Below are 17,845 nucleotides of genomic sequence, written 5' to 3' on the forward strand. Positions count from 1 at the left end.
CCGATCCCCTCAACAGGTCTGCATGACTGCATCTAACAACTTGTCAGCACCAAAACGAATCGGATCTGTACAAGCTAGTCCGGTTTCTGCTTCTGTTTGGGCGATCGCTGTTTTTGCTTCGGCTTCGTTTAAGTGACGAGTATTTAAAGCAATAGCTGCAACTGGTACTTTTGGGAAAGCACCACCTGCACTGGCAACTATTTCATAAAGTTTGACTACATCTATTAAAGGGGGAATTGGTACACCATCGACAACTTCTTTTTGTCCTGCGCGATGGACTAAGATCATCTGGGTTGGTTGGGAACCGCGTATCAAGGGTAATGTGGCCGTGGAACTGGGATGCAGTAGAGAACCTTGTCCTTCAATGTACAAAATGTCATATTTTTTACCATGGCGCATGACCATTTGTTCGACTGCCCCAGCAGCAAAGTCTACACGGACTGCATCTAATGCTATACCATCTCCTGCTAACATCAAACCAGTTTGCCCTGTAGGCAGAAACTTAGAACGCCAACCTCGCAATTTTGATGCCCAGTGTAATTCTAGACTAGTTGACATTTTGCCGACTGCCATATCGGTTCCCACTGTCAACACCCGCCGACAGGGAAGAGTACGGGCAAGAGCACCAGCTACATCCAAGTTTGGTGGTTCTTTCCGCACATCCCAAATCATTTGTCCGGGCTTTAGGAGTGCTTTTAAATCTGGTATGGTTGATAGTGGCGCGTGCAAACCGTTTACCAGCGACATTCCAGCAGCCAAGGCATCTTTGACATCATGCCAGTAACTATCTGGTAAAACGCCGCCTAGAGGTGCAATGCCTATGACTAAGACTTGTGGTTTATACTCAAGTGCTGCGGCTACTGATGCAACTATTGGTACTTCACGGCGAATACCCGTTAACTCTGGTAAAGATTCTCCTGGAGATTCGCGATCGATCACTACTACAATCGGGGCTTCACTGTAACGTAAAAGTGATAACCCTGTTTTACCACGAGTTCCCTTAATTCCCTCATGTAATAAGATAGCTATTCTTTGATTAAGCGGCAGACGCACTGCGTTGTACCCCCAAGCCTGGTAAGTCGTTTGGTATAATTTTTCCTGCTTGTATAAATGCCCCTGTAAAAGGGTCATCAATTAAATTCAGATGACTATCTAAATCTAAATAGTCAGCTAATGGTGCTAGTTGTGCTGCTGCTGTGTTAAGAAGCGCACTGTCAGAATAGCAACCGAACATTACTTGTAAGCCATTGGCGCGGGCTGTATTTACCATCCGCATCGCCTCAGTTAATCCCCCGGATTTCATCAGTTTGATATTGATACCATCGACAATCTTAGCCAATTGCGGGATATCAGTACTGGTGAAACAACTTTCATCAACAAAAATAGGTAAAGGCGATCGCATCTTTAGTTCAGCCAAATTTTTCTCTTGACCTTTTGCTAGTGGCTGTTCTACATACTTTACACCCCAATCTGCCAGCCAACTACACATGTAGGTTGCATCTTCTAAATTCCAACCACCGTTAGCATCAACATATAATTCCTGGGTTGGTGCTTCTTCTCGTATAGCCATGAACATTTTTTGATCTGCGTCAATCCCTTCTGGACTACCCAATTTGATCTTGAAAACCCGAACATCCAGAAATTCTAACCAATCCCGTACCCTAGCTTTAGCGCCAGCTGGTGAATTAATTCCAATAGTTACCGAAGTTGGTGCGATCGCGTTTCTGTCAAGTCCCCATATTTGCCATAGTGGTAATCCGACACGCTTTCCCAACCAGTCGTGCATCGCCACATCCAACGCCGCCCTAGCTGCTGAAGGAACTTTGGCTGTTGTGAAAATCTGTTCAACTTGCTGTTTTTGTAAAGGGCTATATGCTTGCAAAGCAGGAGCAAGTTGTTGCAAAGTATCTTTAATTATCTCCGTTGATTGTGGATTAGTGCCTACACTAAACGGTGAAGCCTCTCCCCATCCCTCAATACCATCATCGGAAATCTTAACCCAGACATTGGTCGTCTGTGCGGTTGTACCACGACTGATCGTTAAGGGAAACCGCTTGTTAACCGTAAAGATTTCAACCTCTATTTTCATAATTTAAATTTCAGTTTAATTGTGAACTTAAAATAGATTTACCTGAATCATTTAGATAGTTTCCATAATGAAGAATATTGACCTTGATAAATCATATTAGTCTTAAATCGATATTTTTTTTCCATTGATTGGCGAAATGTATCAGAAAAATTTAGTAAAAATAAATTATTTAAATTTTTGGGTATTTTCGGAATATTACTTTCTTTTAATAATAAAAATCTAACTTTTGGTTCAATAAGATAACTCAGAGAAAATATATCTTCATAACTATTTTTTTGATTGCTGATAATTATTATCGAACGAGAATTCTGATTCAGAATATTAGCTATATTTATATAATCGTTGCTACTAAATTTAATCCATGAATTATTGCTATGAGAATATAAAGTATCAGAAAATAGTGCAAGCATTATTAACACCACTAAAATTGCTTGCCAAGTTTTTTGTCGTGAAATGCTGCCATTATATAGCTGTGTTGCTAGTAAATAAGCTACAGCTATTTGTATACTTAAATAATATGGTATTAAATATAGTTGTAAATCAAAAATTAACAGAGGTATTGTACCTAACGTCATTAAGCTGATCACAAATAACCAAACTTTTTGGTGATTGGTACGCCAAAGCCAATAAATTGCATATCCAACTAAAGTAAAAATTAATGGTGTGAATGCTATTAAATATAAAGGGTTAGCATCATTAAAATTTAAATCAAAAAAAACACGATTTGTCTGTGTTAAACAATATATAATTCTATTAATTAAAGATAAATCTTGGTTGATGACATTAGAATATCCATTAAATCCAAATCGGTTATAAAATATAACCAATATCCAAGGCATAAAACTTAAAATTCCTATCAAATTAGATGCTAAAAAATTTTTAACTGTCTTGTTAACAAAGAATTTTGCAGTTGCAATTACATAAAAAATATGAGCAAAAACTAAAAATATACTTAATGAAAATGTATACAAACTCAATGATAAACTGAATGTATAAAATCCCCAATTAAAGAGACGCTTTTCATCTGTTTGCTGTATTGATTCTAAGCGCAAAGCTCTTAGCAAAGCAGCGCTAGATAATAATATAGTGACTTCCCAAAGAATATATTCCTGTGCTTCCTGGGCATAGATAATTTGCATAGGAGAGATCGCCAAAAGTGCGATCGCGATACCGGGTAATGATAAAGGTACCTTAAATAATTCACTACATAACCAATAAATGCAAGGGAAAACTAATAAACTAATCACAACAGATAAAATTCTAATTGCTGTAATTGAGTCACCAAAGATTTGTGACCAAAATCGTGCTAATAGGTAATAAAATGGAGGATTTAACGGGGTATCAATTGCTAATGATTTAATGGTGTCTCCAAAATTTTTCTCAGGATTGAAACGTTGAAATTTGATCAAAGCTTGTTTTGTAATTAGCCGATCATTAAAAAGCTGTTCTTTTACTTCGTTATTTGTATAACCATAAATTCGTAATAAAGTATTAGTTTCACCTGCTGAATAAACTTTGCCATCAAGATTAACGAAGCGAAAAAATATACCAAATACCACTAATACAACAATAAAAAACTGCAACCACTTGGGAGCAAGTACAAGACGCCGCATAATCAAATTTTTTCTATAATTTCTGTAGTTAGAACTCGCATGTTTGTCACAGATATTAGTCGTTGGGCAGAATTTGGACAAGCGCATCAAGAATTTTTTGGTAAAAATCCACCTGCAACAACAATGGTAGAAGTTAAATCTCTAATTGACCCGGCTATGTTACAATACGGTTCAGTTAAGAAGAAATGTAGGTTGGGTTAAGTGCAAGCGAAACCCAACAAAGCTTTGATAATGTTGGGTTACTCTGCGATCAGCCGCGCAGGGCGCGTCTACGTTCTTCAAACGCCAGGTGCTACAACTCTTGGGACCCCCGCAACGCACTGGCTCCCCAACCTACGCTAGTTTTAGTTTTTAGCCTTAACTGAACCGTATTGGGCTATGTTAATAGAGATAGAAGTAGATGCTATTTGCCTGGATGTGTAGTTTTTTGAGATGCAAAGGTTTTAGAAAAAATGGGAAAATTTTAAGGGTTAAAGAGAAATGGAAAAGATCACCCCCTTTAACCCTTTATTTTCCAGCTTGAGTCAACTTGTGCAAGAAGTCTAATTGCTATGACTAGTAGTGTTGTAGCGAACCCTTGTCCCTGCCCACAATAACTTTTCTCGTAGCGTCTGGTAATAGGAGTTGTTCTCCCGTAAAATTATAAACTTAGCTCGGCACTCAGCCATTCGTACGTCTACGCGATGTCCGGGCCAAATCGAAGTAGCTAACACCCCATCCATCCATAGTTTAGTACTCAAATCGTAATCACCCAATGGCCAAATACTGACAACTGAACCAGGGGGTAAGACGAAAGGACGATTAGAAAGACTCATCGGACAAATGGGACTGACAGTGAGTGCTTCCATACCATCATGTACAATTGGACCACCAGCAGAAACAGTATAACCAGTAGAACCTGTAGGTGTAGAAACTATTAATCCATCTCCTACATATTGATCTACCACCTCGCCGTCAATTTCCATCTCCAGAATAGAAGTAATCATGCGATCGGCAGAAGCAGGTTTGACACACATTTCATTCAAAGCCAAGTAGCGTTCACTTACAGGTTCCAAATTGCTACCATGCCCTTCATACACTGCTGCTTGCACCATCATTCGGCGTTGGATAGCATAACGATCTTCCAACAGCCGTTCCCAAACTTTTTCTGTATCCTGAAATTCTTCTACTGACTCAGTTAAAAACCCCAAGTGACCACCCACATTTACTCCTAAAATGGGTACGCCAGCTGGGGCTAAATGTCTGGCACCGGTTAAAACAGTACCGTCACCACCAAGTATCAATGCCAGGTCGATTGGTTGTCCAGCCGAAGCCAAAAATACTGGGTAAGGATTATCCTTAGCTCCGCTTGGTCCCACTAATACCTGACATTGGTGATTTTCTAGTTGCTTTGCACAAATTTCTGCCCAGCGCTTACTTTGAGCATCTCTTGCTTTATAAGCAATAATTACCTTTTTAAGGTCCACAGCATTACCATTTGAGGAGATTAAACTGCTCCATATCGACAGTGTCACGGTTGCGATAGATTGCCAGTACGATCGCTAGACCTACCGCCGCTTCTGCTGCCGCTACAGTGATAACAAACACAGTAAAAACCTGACCCTTAATCCCTGTTGGGTCTAGGAAGTTAGAAAAAGCCATTAAGTTTAAGTTGACAGCATTAAGCAGCAATTCAATCGACATTAATACTCGCACAGCGTTGCGGCTGGTAATCAAACCATAAATGCCAATGCAAAACAATGCTGCTGCTAGTAACAAAAAGTACTGGAGTTGCATAAATCTTCGTAACTTCTACTAATGTTTTTTATTTGTTAGCTATTCAGTTATCAGTTATCAGTTATCAGTTATTAATCATGGTTTTTCTGGTAACTGTTAACTGTTAACTGTTCACTATTCACTGTTCCTTGTCGCTACCAGCGGACACCAATTCTCTGGGGCGTTCTGGCAATGTCAAAACTGTTTGTGGCAAATCAGATGAGACAACTTGTTCTGGCAAATATTCGCGACGTGCCAAAATAATTGCGCCTACCATTGCCATCAATAACAGGATAGAAGCGACTTCAAACGGTAGTAAAAAGTCACTAAAGAAATGCTGACCAATGGCAACTATGGGGTTGCCTACAGGAGTAGCAGTGGAATACGACCAGGGTGTCGCTAATACCATCGTACTCAACAGCGCAAATAGTCCTAAACTTACCACACCTGTTAGAGCTTTACGCACCCAAGCAGTGGGGAAAGGAACAAAATTCTGCTGCTTATTCACCAACATAATGGCAAATAAAATTAGCACGTTTACCGCACCAACATAAATTAACAATTGCGCTGCTGCTACAAAATCAGCATTTAGCAACAGGTACAACCCAGCTATACTGGCAAATACACCGCCCAGCAAAAAGGCGGAATGAACAACGTTAGAGAACAGCACTACACCCAGTGCTGCTCCAATCATCATTGCAGCCAATATGCCAAACGAAACAACCTGTACTCCTTCCGCTAGATTCACAATTTGTCGTCCTTTGATATCTGAATAATTGGTAAATGATAGTTGGTGAATGGTAACTGGTAATTGGTAATTGCTATTACCCATTACCCATTACCCATTACCTATTACCCTTTTTCTACGAGTTCTTCAGGGCGGGAACCTGCACGAGGTGCATCTGCTGGTAAATCGTGGGGGTCCATAACTCCCTTGGGCAGGTAAACTAACTCACGTAGTGGAGTTACCATTGGGTCATTTGTGACTTTGTAGGGGAGACGACCCAGCGCTACGTTATCGTAGTTCAACTCGTGGCGATCATAAGTGGAAAGTTCGTACTCTTCTGTCATAGATAGACAGTTTGTTGGACAATATTCCACACAGTTACCACAAAAGATACAAACACCAAAGTCAATACTGTAGTGCTTGAGCTTTTTCTTTTTGCTGGTTTTGTCAAACTCCCAATCAACTACAGGTAAGTTAATTGGACAAACCCGCACACAGACCTCGCAGGAAATACACTTGTCGAACTCAAAGTGAATCCTACCGCGAAACCTTTCACTGGGAATCAATTTTTCGTAAGGATACTGTACAGTGATCGGACGTCGGCGCATGTGGTCAAAGGTAACAGCAAGTCCCTGGCCAATGTAACGACCGGCTTCTACTGCTTCCTTGGCGTAATCACCAACTTGTTTGAGGAACTTTAGCATAATTGTGTTTCTCTCTCCTTTGGGATGACAGGTGATTGGTAATTGGTAATTGGTAATGTTACCCATTACCCATTACCCATTACCCATTACCCGCCGAAGGCGACGGGAAAAGCTAGTTTCAAAGCTGCGGTTAATAGTAAATTTACTAAACCGACTGGTAATAAAAACTTCCATCCCAAGTCTAGTAGTTGGTCAATGCGAACACGGGGTACAGTCCAACGTAATAAAATGGCCAAAAAGACTAGGAAGTAGGCTTTAAGAACGGTCATAGTGATACCCAATGAAGCGGTGACTACTTGCAACACCGGATTGGCTTCACTAACTCCAAACCAACTAGCTAAGGTGCTAATGGGAATGGGAAAATCCCAACCACCGAGGTATAAAACTGATACCAGAAGTGCTGAGAGTACGAGGTTGACGTAAGAACTTAGGTAGAACAGAGCAAACTTCATGCCAGAATACTCTGTCTGATAACCTGCCACTATTTCTTCTTCTGCTTCTGGTAAGTCAAAAGGTAATCGTTCACATTCTGCTAAGGCTGCGATCCAAAAGATGAGGAAACCGACTGGTTGTCGCCAGATATTCCATCCCAAGATACCGTAGCCAGATTGTTGATTGACAATATCAACTGTGCTGAGGCTGTTGGACATCATGGCGATCGCTAGTACCGCCAGCGCCAAAGGAATTTCGTAACTAATTGATTGTGCTGCTGCACGCAGTCCACCCAAAAGGGAGTATTTATTGTTGGATGCGTAGCCTGCCATCAACAAGCCAATTGGGGCAACGCTAGACAAGGCAATCCACAAGAAAACCCCGATGCTAAGATCTGTAATGAGTATATTCTGTCCAAATGGCACGATGAGATAGGACAGAAAAACCGGGATCGTAACGATAATCGGACCAAGGGTAAATAACAAAGGGTCGGATTTGCCTGGTACTACATCTTCTTTAAATACGAGCTTCAGGCCATCCGCTACAGGAGCCAGCAAACCAAAAGGACCAATGTATTCAGGACCAATCCGCTGCTGTGCTGCTGCTGAAATCTTCCGCTCAAGCCAAACACAGGTCAGAACACCCACTGTTGCACCAATAATCATCAAAATCATTGGCAGTGGCATCCAAATTGCTTTGGCTAAGTCTCCAGGTACTCCCAACTCTGTGAGAGATTGAATAAAAGTTCCTTGCAGATCAATTCCTGAATTCATGTTTGTTGCTCTTCAAGTCACTAATTCATGGTCGTTTACAACTATCTACACTTGTTAATAACTGTAAATTTATCCATCGATAAACACTGCATAAACTTGGCAAAAATTTAAGATTTTTTGCAATGTCCATGCCTAGTATATCGTTGGATGGGTTTTACCTCGATCAGCCAAATGTAGAGTTTCTACTTATGGTAAGAATTGAGGGGATTGGGGATTGGGGATTGGGGATTGGGGATTGGGGATTGGTTACTCTCCCTGCTCCCTTGTCCCCCTTCCCCTGTCACCCCTGTCCCCCCTGTCCTCTATCCCCGATCCCTACCTTTTCTCAATCGGCATGTAAGGAATGTCGTGCAGACCGTTATATACCTGAGTAGGGCGGAATATCCGGTTTTCTGCGAGTTGTTCTTTCCAATGTGCTAACCAACCAGCGACACGGGCGATCGCAAATATTGGTGTGAACAAATCTGTGGGAATTCCCAGCTTTCTATACACTAAACCCGAATAAAAGTCAACATTAGGATAAATTCCTTTGTTACCCAATTTTTCCTCTACTACCCGTTCCATCTCTTGGGCAATGTCATAGAATTTATCGTTGCCAAATTTCGCAAACAGCTTTTCTGCTAAGTTTTGCAAAATCGTAGCGCGTGGATCTTTGACTTTATAGACACGATGTCCAAAACCCATGATTTTGGCTTTACGTTGTAGCCGATCCTCTATATAAGAACGTACATTGTCTAAAGAGCCAATTTCTTCTAGCATTTGAATTACTTCTTCGTTAGCTCCGCCATGTAACGGGCCTCCCAAGGTTCCGACTGCACTAGCGACAACTGCATAGGGATCTGTCAGGGTAGAAGCCGTCACCCTAGCGCTAAACGTAGAAGCATTCATTGTATGCTCTGCATGTAATATCAAGCAGACATCAAAAATTCTTGCTGCTAGTGGATCTGGTTCTTTTTCGTTGAGCATGTACAAAAAGTTAGCAGCGTAGTCCAAATTATCTTTAGGACGTACTGGGTCGTTTCCTTTTCGCATCAACTGGAACGCGGCTACCATTGTAGGAATAGTTGCTAGCAAGCGAACTACTGCATCCCGGATATAAACAGGATTATCTAAATCACGACGTGAATAAAACAAGCCTAAAGCAGCAGCAGAGGCTTGTAGGGCATCCATGGGGTGACCGCTTTCTGGAAAGGATTTCATCATGTCGCGAATGCGGTATTTAATCCGCCGATGATGGCGAACTTCATCCTCAAATGCTGCTAGTTCTTCTGCTGTTGGTAACTCACCCCAGATCAAAAGATAAGCAGTTTCCAGAAATGTACTTTTTTCTGCTAGTTCCTCAATCCGGATGCCACGATATTCTAGTAATCCCTTTTGCCCATCAACAAAGCTAATACTCGATTGGGCAGCAGGAATGCCTTCCAAACCAGGCCTGTATTCGCACACCATCATGGCAACACCATCTGATTTTTAAAGATTTGACCAGGCTAACTTACCAGAAATAATTATTGCCATAACAGTATTCCTGGTCGCACAAATTCTTTACGGAATTGTGGAAAAACTGTTAGAGCAAGTATTTGGGTGGCGTCAACCAAAACATCTGACCACAACCCAAAACAGAGCCTGTTTCTGGTACCTTTACCCCGATCATACCCGCTTTTTTCAGCACCAAACGTTCTTTGACTTCCCCCCAAACGATAATTTCTGCCCAATGGCTCAAACACGGTTCGTGTCCAACTAAAGCCAATTGGGTATTTGGTGCAAAATTCTTTGGCTCTAACCAGTTTACAACCCAACTGTAGATATGACCATCAGGGACTAGATGAGTACATTCTTCCATCTGCGAACTCAATCCAGCTGCCATAAGTATATCTGCTGTTTGTTTTGCTCTCACTAAGGGACTAGTTACTATTAAATCAAAGTGCAAACCCAACTTTCTTAAGCGTCGAGCAACTTTTTCTGTTTTTTGCCGCCCCTCTTTTGTGAGTTGTCTTTCCTCGTCTTTAATGTCGTCGGTTGCTGCTTCAGCAATGCCATGACGAATTAAGTATAGTTCCATTATTTTAGTTTTTAATGCTTAATCAAGCACTTTACAGCAAAAGTTATTGCTGATGATTTGTGATTTTCTTTTTTATGAGTAAGTTGATAAATCAACCTAAATCACTAGAGAATGTTTGTTTTTACATATAAATTGTATATTTTGTTGGTTTTAACTATTACATTTCATTTTTTCAGTATAAATTCTGAAGCCGTGCAAAGTTTTAAACATCACAATAAAAACATGGTGTTTACGAAAACACAGGTCTCAACAGGAATGAAATATTTATCGGGGAATCTACCTGTTTTGTACCTTAACTATCACGCTACCAAAATAAATTTCTGTTGATGACTCAAACCAAAGTTCACTTACTATTTTTTAGGAATTTGGAATGATTCGTCACATTGTTGTTACCTCAGCTTTAGTGTTGGGAAGTTGGATTGTAACTGTTCCCAAAGCATTTGCCGCTGGTACAGTAAATGTACCATTTGGTGGAACAGTAACCGCATCATGTTCTTTCTCTGGTACTCCTGGTTCTGGTACATTGGCTAACCCAACTCCATTTTCTTTAAGTAGCTTGGTGGGTGGTTCAGCTGGTTCTGCAACTGTGCAATGTAGTGGTGCTACTGGAAGTCTTCAAATTACTGGCGTGACCAAAACGGCTGGTCCTAATCTCACTTCTCCCACTTATAATGCAACTGCTGTTGGAGGAGCTGTTAACGCTACTTATACCGCAGGTGTTTCTACTCCCGCACCAGTACTTCCTGGTCTTGCTATCCCTTTAATTGTAAACATGGATGTAGTTGATACTGCTGCTTTACCAGCAGGAACCTACGGTTTCACTGTTGATATGACAGTCACACCGTAAAATTTTGCTACTTTTTGGATTTTCTGACTAAATCTCACAATAGATATCTTGTACTTTGCCTATAAGTCAAAGTCTGGTTTGGTCTATTAATTTTGATGAGTTTCGGGTGTTCAGTTCCCTGACTTCTACCCTCTGGGAAGCTATCCTACGGGTGTCTATAAGAAGTTGGGGATTTATAAGCCCTTATAGATGTTTAAGAAGTTGTTTGTAATCTACAAGGTTTCACGTATTAACTAATAAAAAATTTGGGAAGTGAATATCAAGTCCTTCCCAAGCTTTTAAAGTTCACTAATTTGGAAAAATGATTCATAAATTTATACTAGCAATAACCTCTGTTTTGTACAATAGTTTCAATAGGAAAAAATCAATTCTTGGTTCTGCTGTTTTGCTAGGTATCTGTACTTTATCAGCAGTTTTATCTACTAGTGCAGTTCAGGCACAGGTGAGAATTTCTCCAATGGTAATTGAGGCGCAAGCAAATCGTAACCAAGCCGAAGGAGTAATTAACGTCACGAATATTACAAATGAACCTTTTCGCGCTCGTGTTTACGTTCAGCCTTTTAGTTATAACCGGGATAAAGGTTTTGAAACTTTGTCATCTAGCCCCACCGACCTGAGTCCTTATTTGCAATTTTCACCGGGTGAATTAGTTGTACCCCCAGGTACTACCAGACGGATACGTTTAATAGCTCAACTTCCTCCTAATCTTCCTGATGGTGAATATCGAGTTGTAGTTTTCACAGAAAATTTAAAGGAAATTAAAACAACTGATCAAAACGGCAATTCCCTGAATATCAGAGCAAAAATCGGGTCTACTTTTTATGTACGTAAAGGAAATTTATCTCCTCAACTGACTGTAGATAGTAGTAGTTTTGATGCAGCTAAAAACCAAATAAAATTGTTAGTTCGCAACATTGGTCAAGCATCTGTTCTCCCGATCGCTAATTGGACTTTAAAACAACAAGGAAAAGTTATCCGCAGTGGTAAGGTAGAAGCAACAGGAATTACTGCACAGAGCGATCGCAATTTATTATTGAATCTTGCAGGTCAGGAAAAAACACCAATTTCCTCTGGAAACTATGAGCTTTCTGGTGAATTGATTTGGGGTCAAGCTCCTAATCAAACCTCTCTACCTTTCAACATGAATATTATTGTACCTAGTAAGTAGTTTTGTTCTCTACTTACTTTTTTATGCTCCTTCTAAGCGATCAAGGATCAAGGAGCATAAATAAAATTATATAAATTTTGTAATTAAAACTATTCAATATTTTTTAAATCTTGCTTTATCTGAAGCCAAGGCAGAATTTGACATGCAAATTAAAGACACCAAAAAGCTAATTTTTTGTGAATATGACTCATGTAATATCTCCTCCAGAATTACCTAATGATAGCTATTTAATATCTGTAAATATTGGTAGAAAACATTTTAATTTAGTCACAGAAGAGACTACAAAAATCAATCCAAAATCTACATTACCAGAGATTTCAGAACCACAATTTTCTATTAGTCATCAAAAGTTAGTTGCAGATTTAAAAACTAGCTCCGGTAACAAAAATCAGGCGATCGCTCCAGTTATTCAACCACAAATTATCCCTTCGATCACACCACCAGAAAGCTTTGTCCCGGAAACTTCTGTATCGAAATCAACCGCAGCAACAGGATCATCAATTCCTTCCATCGCTGGGAATTCTCAGGTTTTTCCTGTAGGCTTAGATGTCGGACAGCGCAATATCATTAAAAGTGTTTTAGTACGAGGAAAAGAAGACGGAATGCAAGCCATTGACTTTGAGCAATGGCTCATACCTTATGATACGGTAATTCAGGCTTTAAATTTAAATGTTACACCCTTGCCAGATGGGCTGCAAGAAGTGCGTGCGCCTGGTTTTGTGATTCGCATTAATCCCAAACTACTCCGCAATGACCCAAAATTAGGGTTAGTTTTTTCTGTGCAAGACTTGCAAACTTTATTTGGCGTTCCGGCTGAATTTGATATCAATGATTATGCAGTGCGCTTACTTCCACCTTGGTTAAAAACTCCAGTACCGCAGGTATTTAGCGAACCCCAAGAAGCGCCACCAGAAATGGCGGGACTACCGGAAGTTATCCCTCCAGATTTTAGCATTACTAATGTTGAACAACGTTTGTATGTTAATGGTTTGACTAATTATGCTACTAGTTATCAAGGTAACTTGACAGCGGTTGGTACAGCTTTAGGTGGTAGTTGGTTTATCCGCGCCAATCAACCAAACTTCAAAAATGCTGCTACTTGGCAAATTTCTGAGGCTCAATTTCTGCGCCAGACAAATCGAGCTGATTATATTCTTGGTTCACAGACACCGTTTTGGTTTGGTCAACAAACAGGGGATTATTGGGGTTTCACGACAATTCAGCGCCAGGGATATAAGCCAAAAGAAACATTGTTAGGTGCGACCCCAGATCCGCGTCAGCGTTTGCAAGCTGCTGAAATTGGGCGAGTGATTACAGGAAAAGCAGAGCCAGGAACATTGGTAAGATTGACTCAAGCTTTTAGCGATCGCCCAATTGCAGAAGTCTTAGTAGATTCTTCTGGTATTTATCGTTTTGACAATCTTCAAGTTAATAGTCGTTTTTTAGCTAGTAATTACCGCCTACTACTTTACCCCCAAGGACGACTCACCGAAGCACCTGAAATTCGCGATTTGACTTTTTCTTCCGCACCAGGACAATTACCAGCTGGTGCGAATGCGTTGATTTTTTCTGGTGGTTTGCGGAGGAAATTTTCCACAGATAGTGCAAATTTATTGGGAGAATTTACTGATTTTAGAGGGGGTGTGGCTCAACGTTGGGGTTTGTCGGAAAGCTTAACTATAGGAATTGGTGGAGTTTATGACAATTCATTTCGGGGGTTGGGAGAAATATTTTATCAGCCGCAAAATTTACCTTTAACAGTAGCTGTTTCAGCTTTAAGCGGGGATGAAAATAATCACTGGGATGTGAACGCTGATATTCGGTTTGATTTGTCTCGGACTGCACGTACCCGATTTTTTAGCGATCGCTTTGGTTCTAATTTTAATTTCGATTGGCGAATCTTTCCTTGGCTGGGTTTCCTTGGAGGTTATGACAGTCGAGATGGTGCTTTTGGTGGTTTGGAAATTTCCCATAGTGGGAAAAATTCTTTTACCTTTGCTCGTGCTACTTTAGATAGTCAAAATCACTTCCGTTGGAGTTTTCTGCAACGCTTGGGTGATATGGAATTTACAACTCGTGGAAATGAAGTTGGTTCTCTATCCCAATTGGCTTACAATTTTTCCGGGAAAAGTCCTTTAGATACAGGACATTCATTGCTTGTGAATTACGAAACTAGTAATTTTTTCACCCAGGAAAATAGTCTAGCTAGTGCGAGTTGGCGTTATCGTTCTCCAGCACGCGCCATTGATGGGAGTTACTTGTGGGAAGCACAACTAGGTTATGGTATTGGTTCGCAAGGTTCAGGAGCGATCGCCAGCTTGGGAACAACAATTATCCCAGGTATAATGCTGCGGGGACGTTACCAAGGGGTATCCCTCACTTCAGATCAACCGAGTTTTGGGATAGAGTTAGTTTCTAGCTTTGACATGCAAAGAGGAATTAAGCCTGATTCTTCCCGACGTTCTAACTATTTTCGTACCCAAGGCGGTATATTGATTCAACCATTTTTTGATCGCAATCAAAATGGCAAACGCGATCCTAATGAAGCTGTTTATCTCAATCAGCTAGAGTTAATGCTGATCCTCAATAACCGTCCCTTGAAGTTTTTCCAACCAGAAATTCAAAATGAAGCAGCTTTGGTGCGTTTGTCTCCTGGGAAATATCGCCTTGATCTCGATCCAGCAGGGTTTCCCCTTGATTGGAAAGCTACAACAGACGCTTTAGCCGTGGATGTTGTCGCTGGTAGTTATACAACAGTAGAGTTACCTCTAATCAAATCTTACACCCGTACCGGAGTTGTAACTGATGTTAAAGGCCAGCCAGTTGCAGGGGTACGGGTAGAAGCTGTTCAAGCAAACTCAGGTTTGCGGCGATTATCTGTGACTAACGGTGCGGGAGTTTATTATCTTGAAGGATTGCCACAAGGAAATTATGCTCTAGAAGTTAACGGCAAACCAGCTTTACCTGATAATTTGCAATTAGAAGAATCTTCTCAATCATTTCAAGAAATTAATCTCCAGCAAAATTAGAGCAAGTCAGACCAAAGAAACATAACGCAAGTTAGGAAAAGAAAACATCCACCAAACCTTTACCAATGACCAATGACTTATTCTGATTGAATCGGATTGTCTTTGGGGTTAACTAATCTCAGCAGCTTTTGCTTAATTTGAGTATCGAAAACTTCCCACTTCATTTTTGCATAAGCAGAATTCTCGTTACTGCCTGATAAGAAACCCATAGGAATTTCAAAACCACCTGCACTGGTGCGTCCACCACCAAAAAATCGACCACTGCTATCTTGTCCAAAAGCTTCTTTGATAAACTCATCAGGATCTAGGGTAAGTTTAGTTGTTCTCAAAGAGCCTACTACCACTTCTAATTCTTCGTCTTCATCGTGAACAATACCGTAAACTAGGGCAGTGTGGACGTTTTCTTCGGTGACGAGAAAATCTGCGGCTTGGGGAATGGCGTCTCTGTCGTCGTAGCGCAAGTAGCCGACTCCAGCAATGGAAAAGTTATTTTGGACGATACGGTTTTTGAGCGATCGCTCAATCACATCCATCACCCGTTTAGAACGGTTAGCTTGCAGTATGGCATTAAGTAGCTGGGCGTCGTAAAATCTGCTCAGATAGCCTGCTGCCATGAAATCTTCTTCTCTGGCTTGCATGAGCAGGTTGGTATCTGAACGCAAACCATGCATTAAGGCTGTTGCACATTTGACATGCTGATTAACACTGTTATCTAAAGGCAGCAACCCTGCCTGTAAGTATTGAGTAAAAATTGTTGCTGTAGCTCTGACAGCAGGACGAATATCAACAAATTCTGATTTGAGGTCTCCTTGCAAATTGTGATGGTCAATAACTGCCATTAGTGGAATTCCTGCCTGTTGCACCACTGGCACTAATCCAGAGGTCGTTCCTTGGTTATCAATTAAGACATAACCTTGGTAAGAAGACAAATCTTTGCTTTTAAGATTGGGCAGCGAACAACGAGTAGCTGGTAGACCAGTTAGCTTCACAAGGGCAATATTTTCTTGATGGCTGAGAGTACCAGCGTAGACTATCTCGCACTTAATATCATACTGTTGAGCGATTAACAGGTAAGCCCAAGCAGAAGAAAGAGCGTCTGGATCAGGGAAATCTTGCAGAATTACTAACTGGCGATCATGACGGTGTGCAAGCATCAGCTGACGCAATTCTTCTGATTTCTGTAGTGTCACAGAATTGGCACGCTGACCTAGAGAATTGCCTCCTTCTGTTGATGTTATCGTTCCAGCTGACTGCCTGATGAGTGAAGCATCCAAAGACTCTTTGTCTATGTCTACCTCATCCGGATTCGCTTCTGGAGTTGGATCTGTTGTCAATGGCAATCTCTCAAACTGAGTAAGGGAAGAATGAAACTGCATAGTAAATGGTTTGTACAGTGTGGCGTGATATTAAGTTCAACAATCAAGACTACAACCAGCAAATCACTGGTTTAGCCACACTATCTCGATCTTCGCAAAAATCAATGAACTTGAGAATGTATATATGGGTCTATTTTTTCTACATATATTTGGCGAATAACCGAAGTATGCTTTATCTATAAATCAATTTGCTGTATCTACTATATTCTGGCAAATTAAAAAATTGAACTACTTGCTAAAACCGCAAAATGTGTTATAATGACGAGGTTGATAAAAAATCCGCAATAAAACTTTACAAACTCCTACGCCAGCTTGTAAAGAGGAAAATAGCCGACAACAAGCCAAAAAAACCAACCTCGTCCACACTTGGTGAACAGCAAAAGCTATAAAAAACTTTTACCGATTGATATTAAAAAAGGTAATTGTTAAAGGCCTATAACATACTTTTGCCACTCCTTGTGTGTTCCAGTTTTGAGATGCTTTGTGACCTCAAAGTACAAACTGCTGTAGGGTCTGCGAGGTTGATGGCGTAGCAGCATATGTGCTTCATGGGGGGTGCGGCAACCCTTTTTAACATTGCAGCGGACACAAGCTGTAACAATGTTTTCCCAGGAATCTCCTCCTCCACGCGATCGCGGTAACACATGATCTAAGGTCAACTCATCTCCTGTGTAGCCACAGTATTGACAAGTGTGACCATCCCGATGCAATATGTTTCGACGCGTCAAAGGAATTTCTTTATAGGGAACCCGGACATAATGGCGCAATCGGATTACCGTTGGAAGCGGGAAACCGGAGTAGAGAAACTTGCCATTGTGTTCTACCCGCTCTGCCTTACCCTTGATTAAGAGAACCGCAGCACGACGCCAGCTCGTGATATTGAGCGGTTCATAAGAGGCGTTCAGTACTAAAACCTTCCCCATTGATAATCGTTCGAGGTATTAGTTTTACATATATTAACACATAATTTACTCTGGTTCGGTAATGAGAATAAATTATACTCCTGAATTTTTGGTCTAAATTGAGTAGAAAAATAAGGATGTAGGGCTATAAGGGTATGCTGACAGGCGTAGGTTTTTTACACTTTGCCCAAAGAATGCTGGTTTTAGGGTGTAAGGGTATAAGGGTTTAAGGGTGTAGGAACTTATGAAACGATGATTATTCCGTTAGTTTTATAGTCATCACTCATTGCTTTATTAAAAACCTACACCCCTACACCCTTATTTTTTGGGTAAAGCATGAGGCTTGTGCCTTGACGCGATGAGCGGTAAAC

General features: G+C 40.8%; 16 protein-coding genes. 4 read left to right on the plus strand and 12 right to left on the minus strand.

The window, feature by feature from the left end; genetic code table 11:
* Positions 1 to 9: 9 nt before the first annotated feature.
* Genes ACE1AT_RS28685 through ACE1AT_RS28695 form a run of 3 tightly spaced genes read right to left on the minus strand, consistent with a single transcriptional unit; the run spans position 10 to position 3,702 of the window.
* Entirely contained in the window at positions 10 to 1,053 is a 1,044-nt protein-coding gene (locus tag ACE1AT_RS28685) for a DUF1611 domain-containing protein (RefSeq protein ID WP_374874546.1), read from the minus strand.
* A complete protein-coding gene (locus tag ACE1AT_RS28690) occupies positions 1,037 to 2,089 on the minus strand; it encodes a dipeptide epimerase (RefSeq protein WP_374874547.1) in 1,053 nt (350 codons plus the stop codon). The genes ACE1AT_RS28685 and ACE1AT_RS28690 overlap by 17 nt, the downstream gene beginning before the upstream one ends.
* A gap of 47 nt (positions 2,090 to 2,136) precedes the next feature.
* The gene (locus tag ACE1AT_RS28695; RefSeq protein WP_374874548.1) at positions 2,137 to 3,702 is read right to left on the minus strand and encodes a glycosyltransferase family 39 protein; all 1,566 of its coding nucleotides are present in this window, start codon (positions 3,700 to 3,702) and stop codon (positions 2,137 to 2,139) included.
* Positions 3,703 to 3,720: 18 nt separating this feature from the next.
* Here ACE1AT_RS28695 and ACE1AT_RS28700 point away from each other — a divergent pair, with 18 nt between their 5' ends.
* A complete protein-coding gene (locus ACE1AT_RS28700; RefSeq protein WP_374874598.1) occupies positions 3,721 to 3,903 on the plus strand; it encodes a Rid family hydrolase in 183 nt (60 codons plus the stop codon).
* A 341-nt stretch (positions 3,904 to 4,244) separates the two neighbouring features.
* Here the strand turns inward: ACE1AT_RS28700 and ACE1AT_RS28705 are convergent, their stop codons facing one another.
* The 7 genes from ACE1AT_RS28705 to sixA all read right to left on the minus strand — a co-directional run bounded on the left by ACE1AT_RS28705 (position 4,245) and on the right by sixA (position 10,152).
* On the minus strand, positions 4,245 to 5,168 hold the full coding sequence (locus ACE1AT_RS28705; protein WP_374874549.1) for an NAD(+) kinase: 924 nt from the start codon (positions 5,166 to 5,168) through the stop codon (positions 4,245 to 4,247).
* Positions 5,169 to 5,172: 4 nt separating this feature from the next.
* Complete coding sequence (gene nuoK / locus ACE1AT_RS28710; RefSeq protein WP_016860688.1) at positions 5,173 to 5,478, minus strand: NADH-quinone oxidoreductase subunit NuoK; 306 nt, start codon at positions 5,476 to 5,478, stop codon at positions 5,173 to 5,175.
* 118 nt (positions 5,479 to 5,596) lie between these two features.
* Entirely contained in the window at positions 5,597 to 6,205 is a 609-nt protein-coding gene (locus tag ACE1AT_RS28715; protein WP_374874599.1) for an NADH-quinone oxidoreductase subunit J, read from the minus strand.
* A 104-nt stretch (positions 6,206 to 6,309) separates the two neighbouring features.
* Complete coding sequence (ndhI, locus tag ACE1AT_RS28720) at positions 6,310 to 6,888, minus strand: NAD(P)H-quinone oxidoreductase subunit I (RefSeq protein ID WP_374874600.1); 579 nt, start codon at positions 6,886 to 6,888, stop codon at positions 6,310 to 6,312.
* 86 nt (positions 6,889 to 6,974) lie between these two features.
* A complete protein-coding gene (gene nuoH / locus ACE1AT_RS28725; protein ID WP_374874550.1) occupies positions 6,975 to 8,093 on the minus strand; it encodes an NADH-quinone oxidoreductase subunit NuoH in 1,119 nt (372 codons plus the stop codon).
* A gap of 315 nt (positions 8,094 to 8,408) precedes the next feature.
* A complete protein-coding gene (locus ACE1AT_RS28730) occupies positions 8,409 to 9,545 on the minus strand; it encodes a citrate synthase (protein WP_374874551.1) in 1,137 nt (378 codons plus the stop codon).
* 112 nt (positions 9,546 to 9,657) lie between these two features.
* Positions 9,658 to 10,152 (minus strand): phosphohistidine phosphatase SixA, encoded by a 495-nt coding sequence (sixA, locus tag ACE1AT_RS28735; RefSeq protein WP_374874552.1) that lies wholly within the window; start codon positions 10,150 to 10,152, stop codon positions 9,658 to 9,660.
* 370 nt (positions 10,153 to 10,522) lie between these two features.
* Here sixA and ACE1AT_RS28740 point away from each other — a divergent pair, with 370 nt between their 5' ends.
* The 3 genes from ACE1AT_RS28740 (at position 10,523) to ACE1AT_RS28750 (ending at position 15,196) form a co-directional block, all read left to right on the plus strand.
* Positions 10,523 to 10,999, plus strand: coding sequence for a hypothetical protein (locus ACE1AT_RS28740; protein WP_374874553.1), 477 nt, complete (start codon positions 10,523 to 10,525; stop codon positions 10,997 to 10,999).
* Positions 11,000 to 11,300: 301 nt separating this feature from the next.
* The gene (locus tag ACE1AT_RS28745) at positions 11,301 to 12,167 is read left to right on the plus strand and encodes a P pilus assembly protein, chaperone PapD (RefSeq protein ID WP_374874554.1); all 867 of its coding nucleotides are present in this window, start codon (positions 11,301 to 11,303) and stop codon (positions 12,165 to 12,167) included.
* Between the two features lie 182 nt (positions 12,168 to 12,349).
* A complete protein-coding gene (locus ACE1AT_RS28750) occupies positions 12,350 to 15,196 on the plus strand; it encodes a carboxypeptidase-like regulatory domain-containing protein (RefSeq protein WP_374874555.1) in 2,847 nt (948 codons plus the stop codon).
* A 77-nt stretch (positions 15,197 to 15,273) separates the two neighbouring features.
* On the opposite strand, the gene ACE1AT_RS28755 is transcribed toward ACE1AT_RS28750, so the two are convergent.
* Complete coding sequence (locus ACE1AT_RS28755; protein ID WP_374874556.1) at positions 15,274 to 16,572, minus strand: bifunctional oligoribonuclease/PAP phosphatase NrnA; 1,299 nt, start codon at positions 16,570 to 16,572, stop codon at positions 15,274 to 15,276.
* Between the two features lie 425 nt (positions 16,573 to 16,997).
* Positions 16,998 to 17,495, minus strand: a complete 498-nt coding sequence (locus ACE1AT_RS28760; RefSeq protein ID WP_016860699.1) for an HNH endonuclease — start codon at positions 17,493 to 17,495, stop codon at positions 16,998 to 17,000.
* Positions 17,496 to 17,845 lie beyond the last annotated feature (350 nt).

This window comes from Pelatocladus sp. BLCC-F211 (genome assembly GCF_041928655.1).
GTDB lineage: Bacteria > Cyanobacteriota > Cyanobacteriia > Cyanobacteriales > Nostocaceae > Pelatocladus.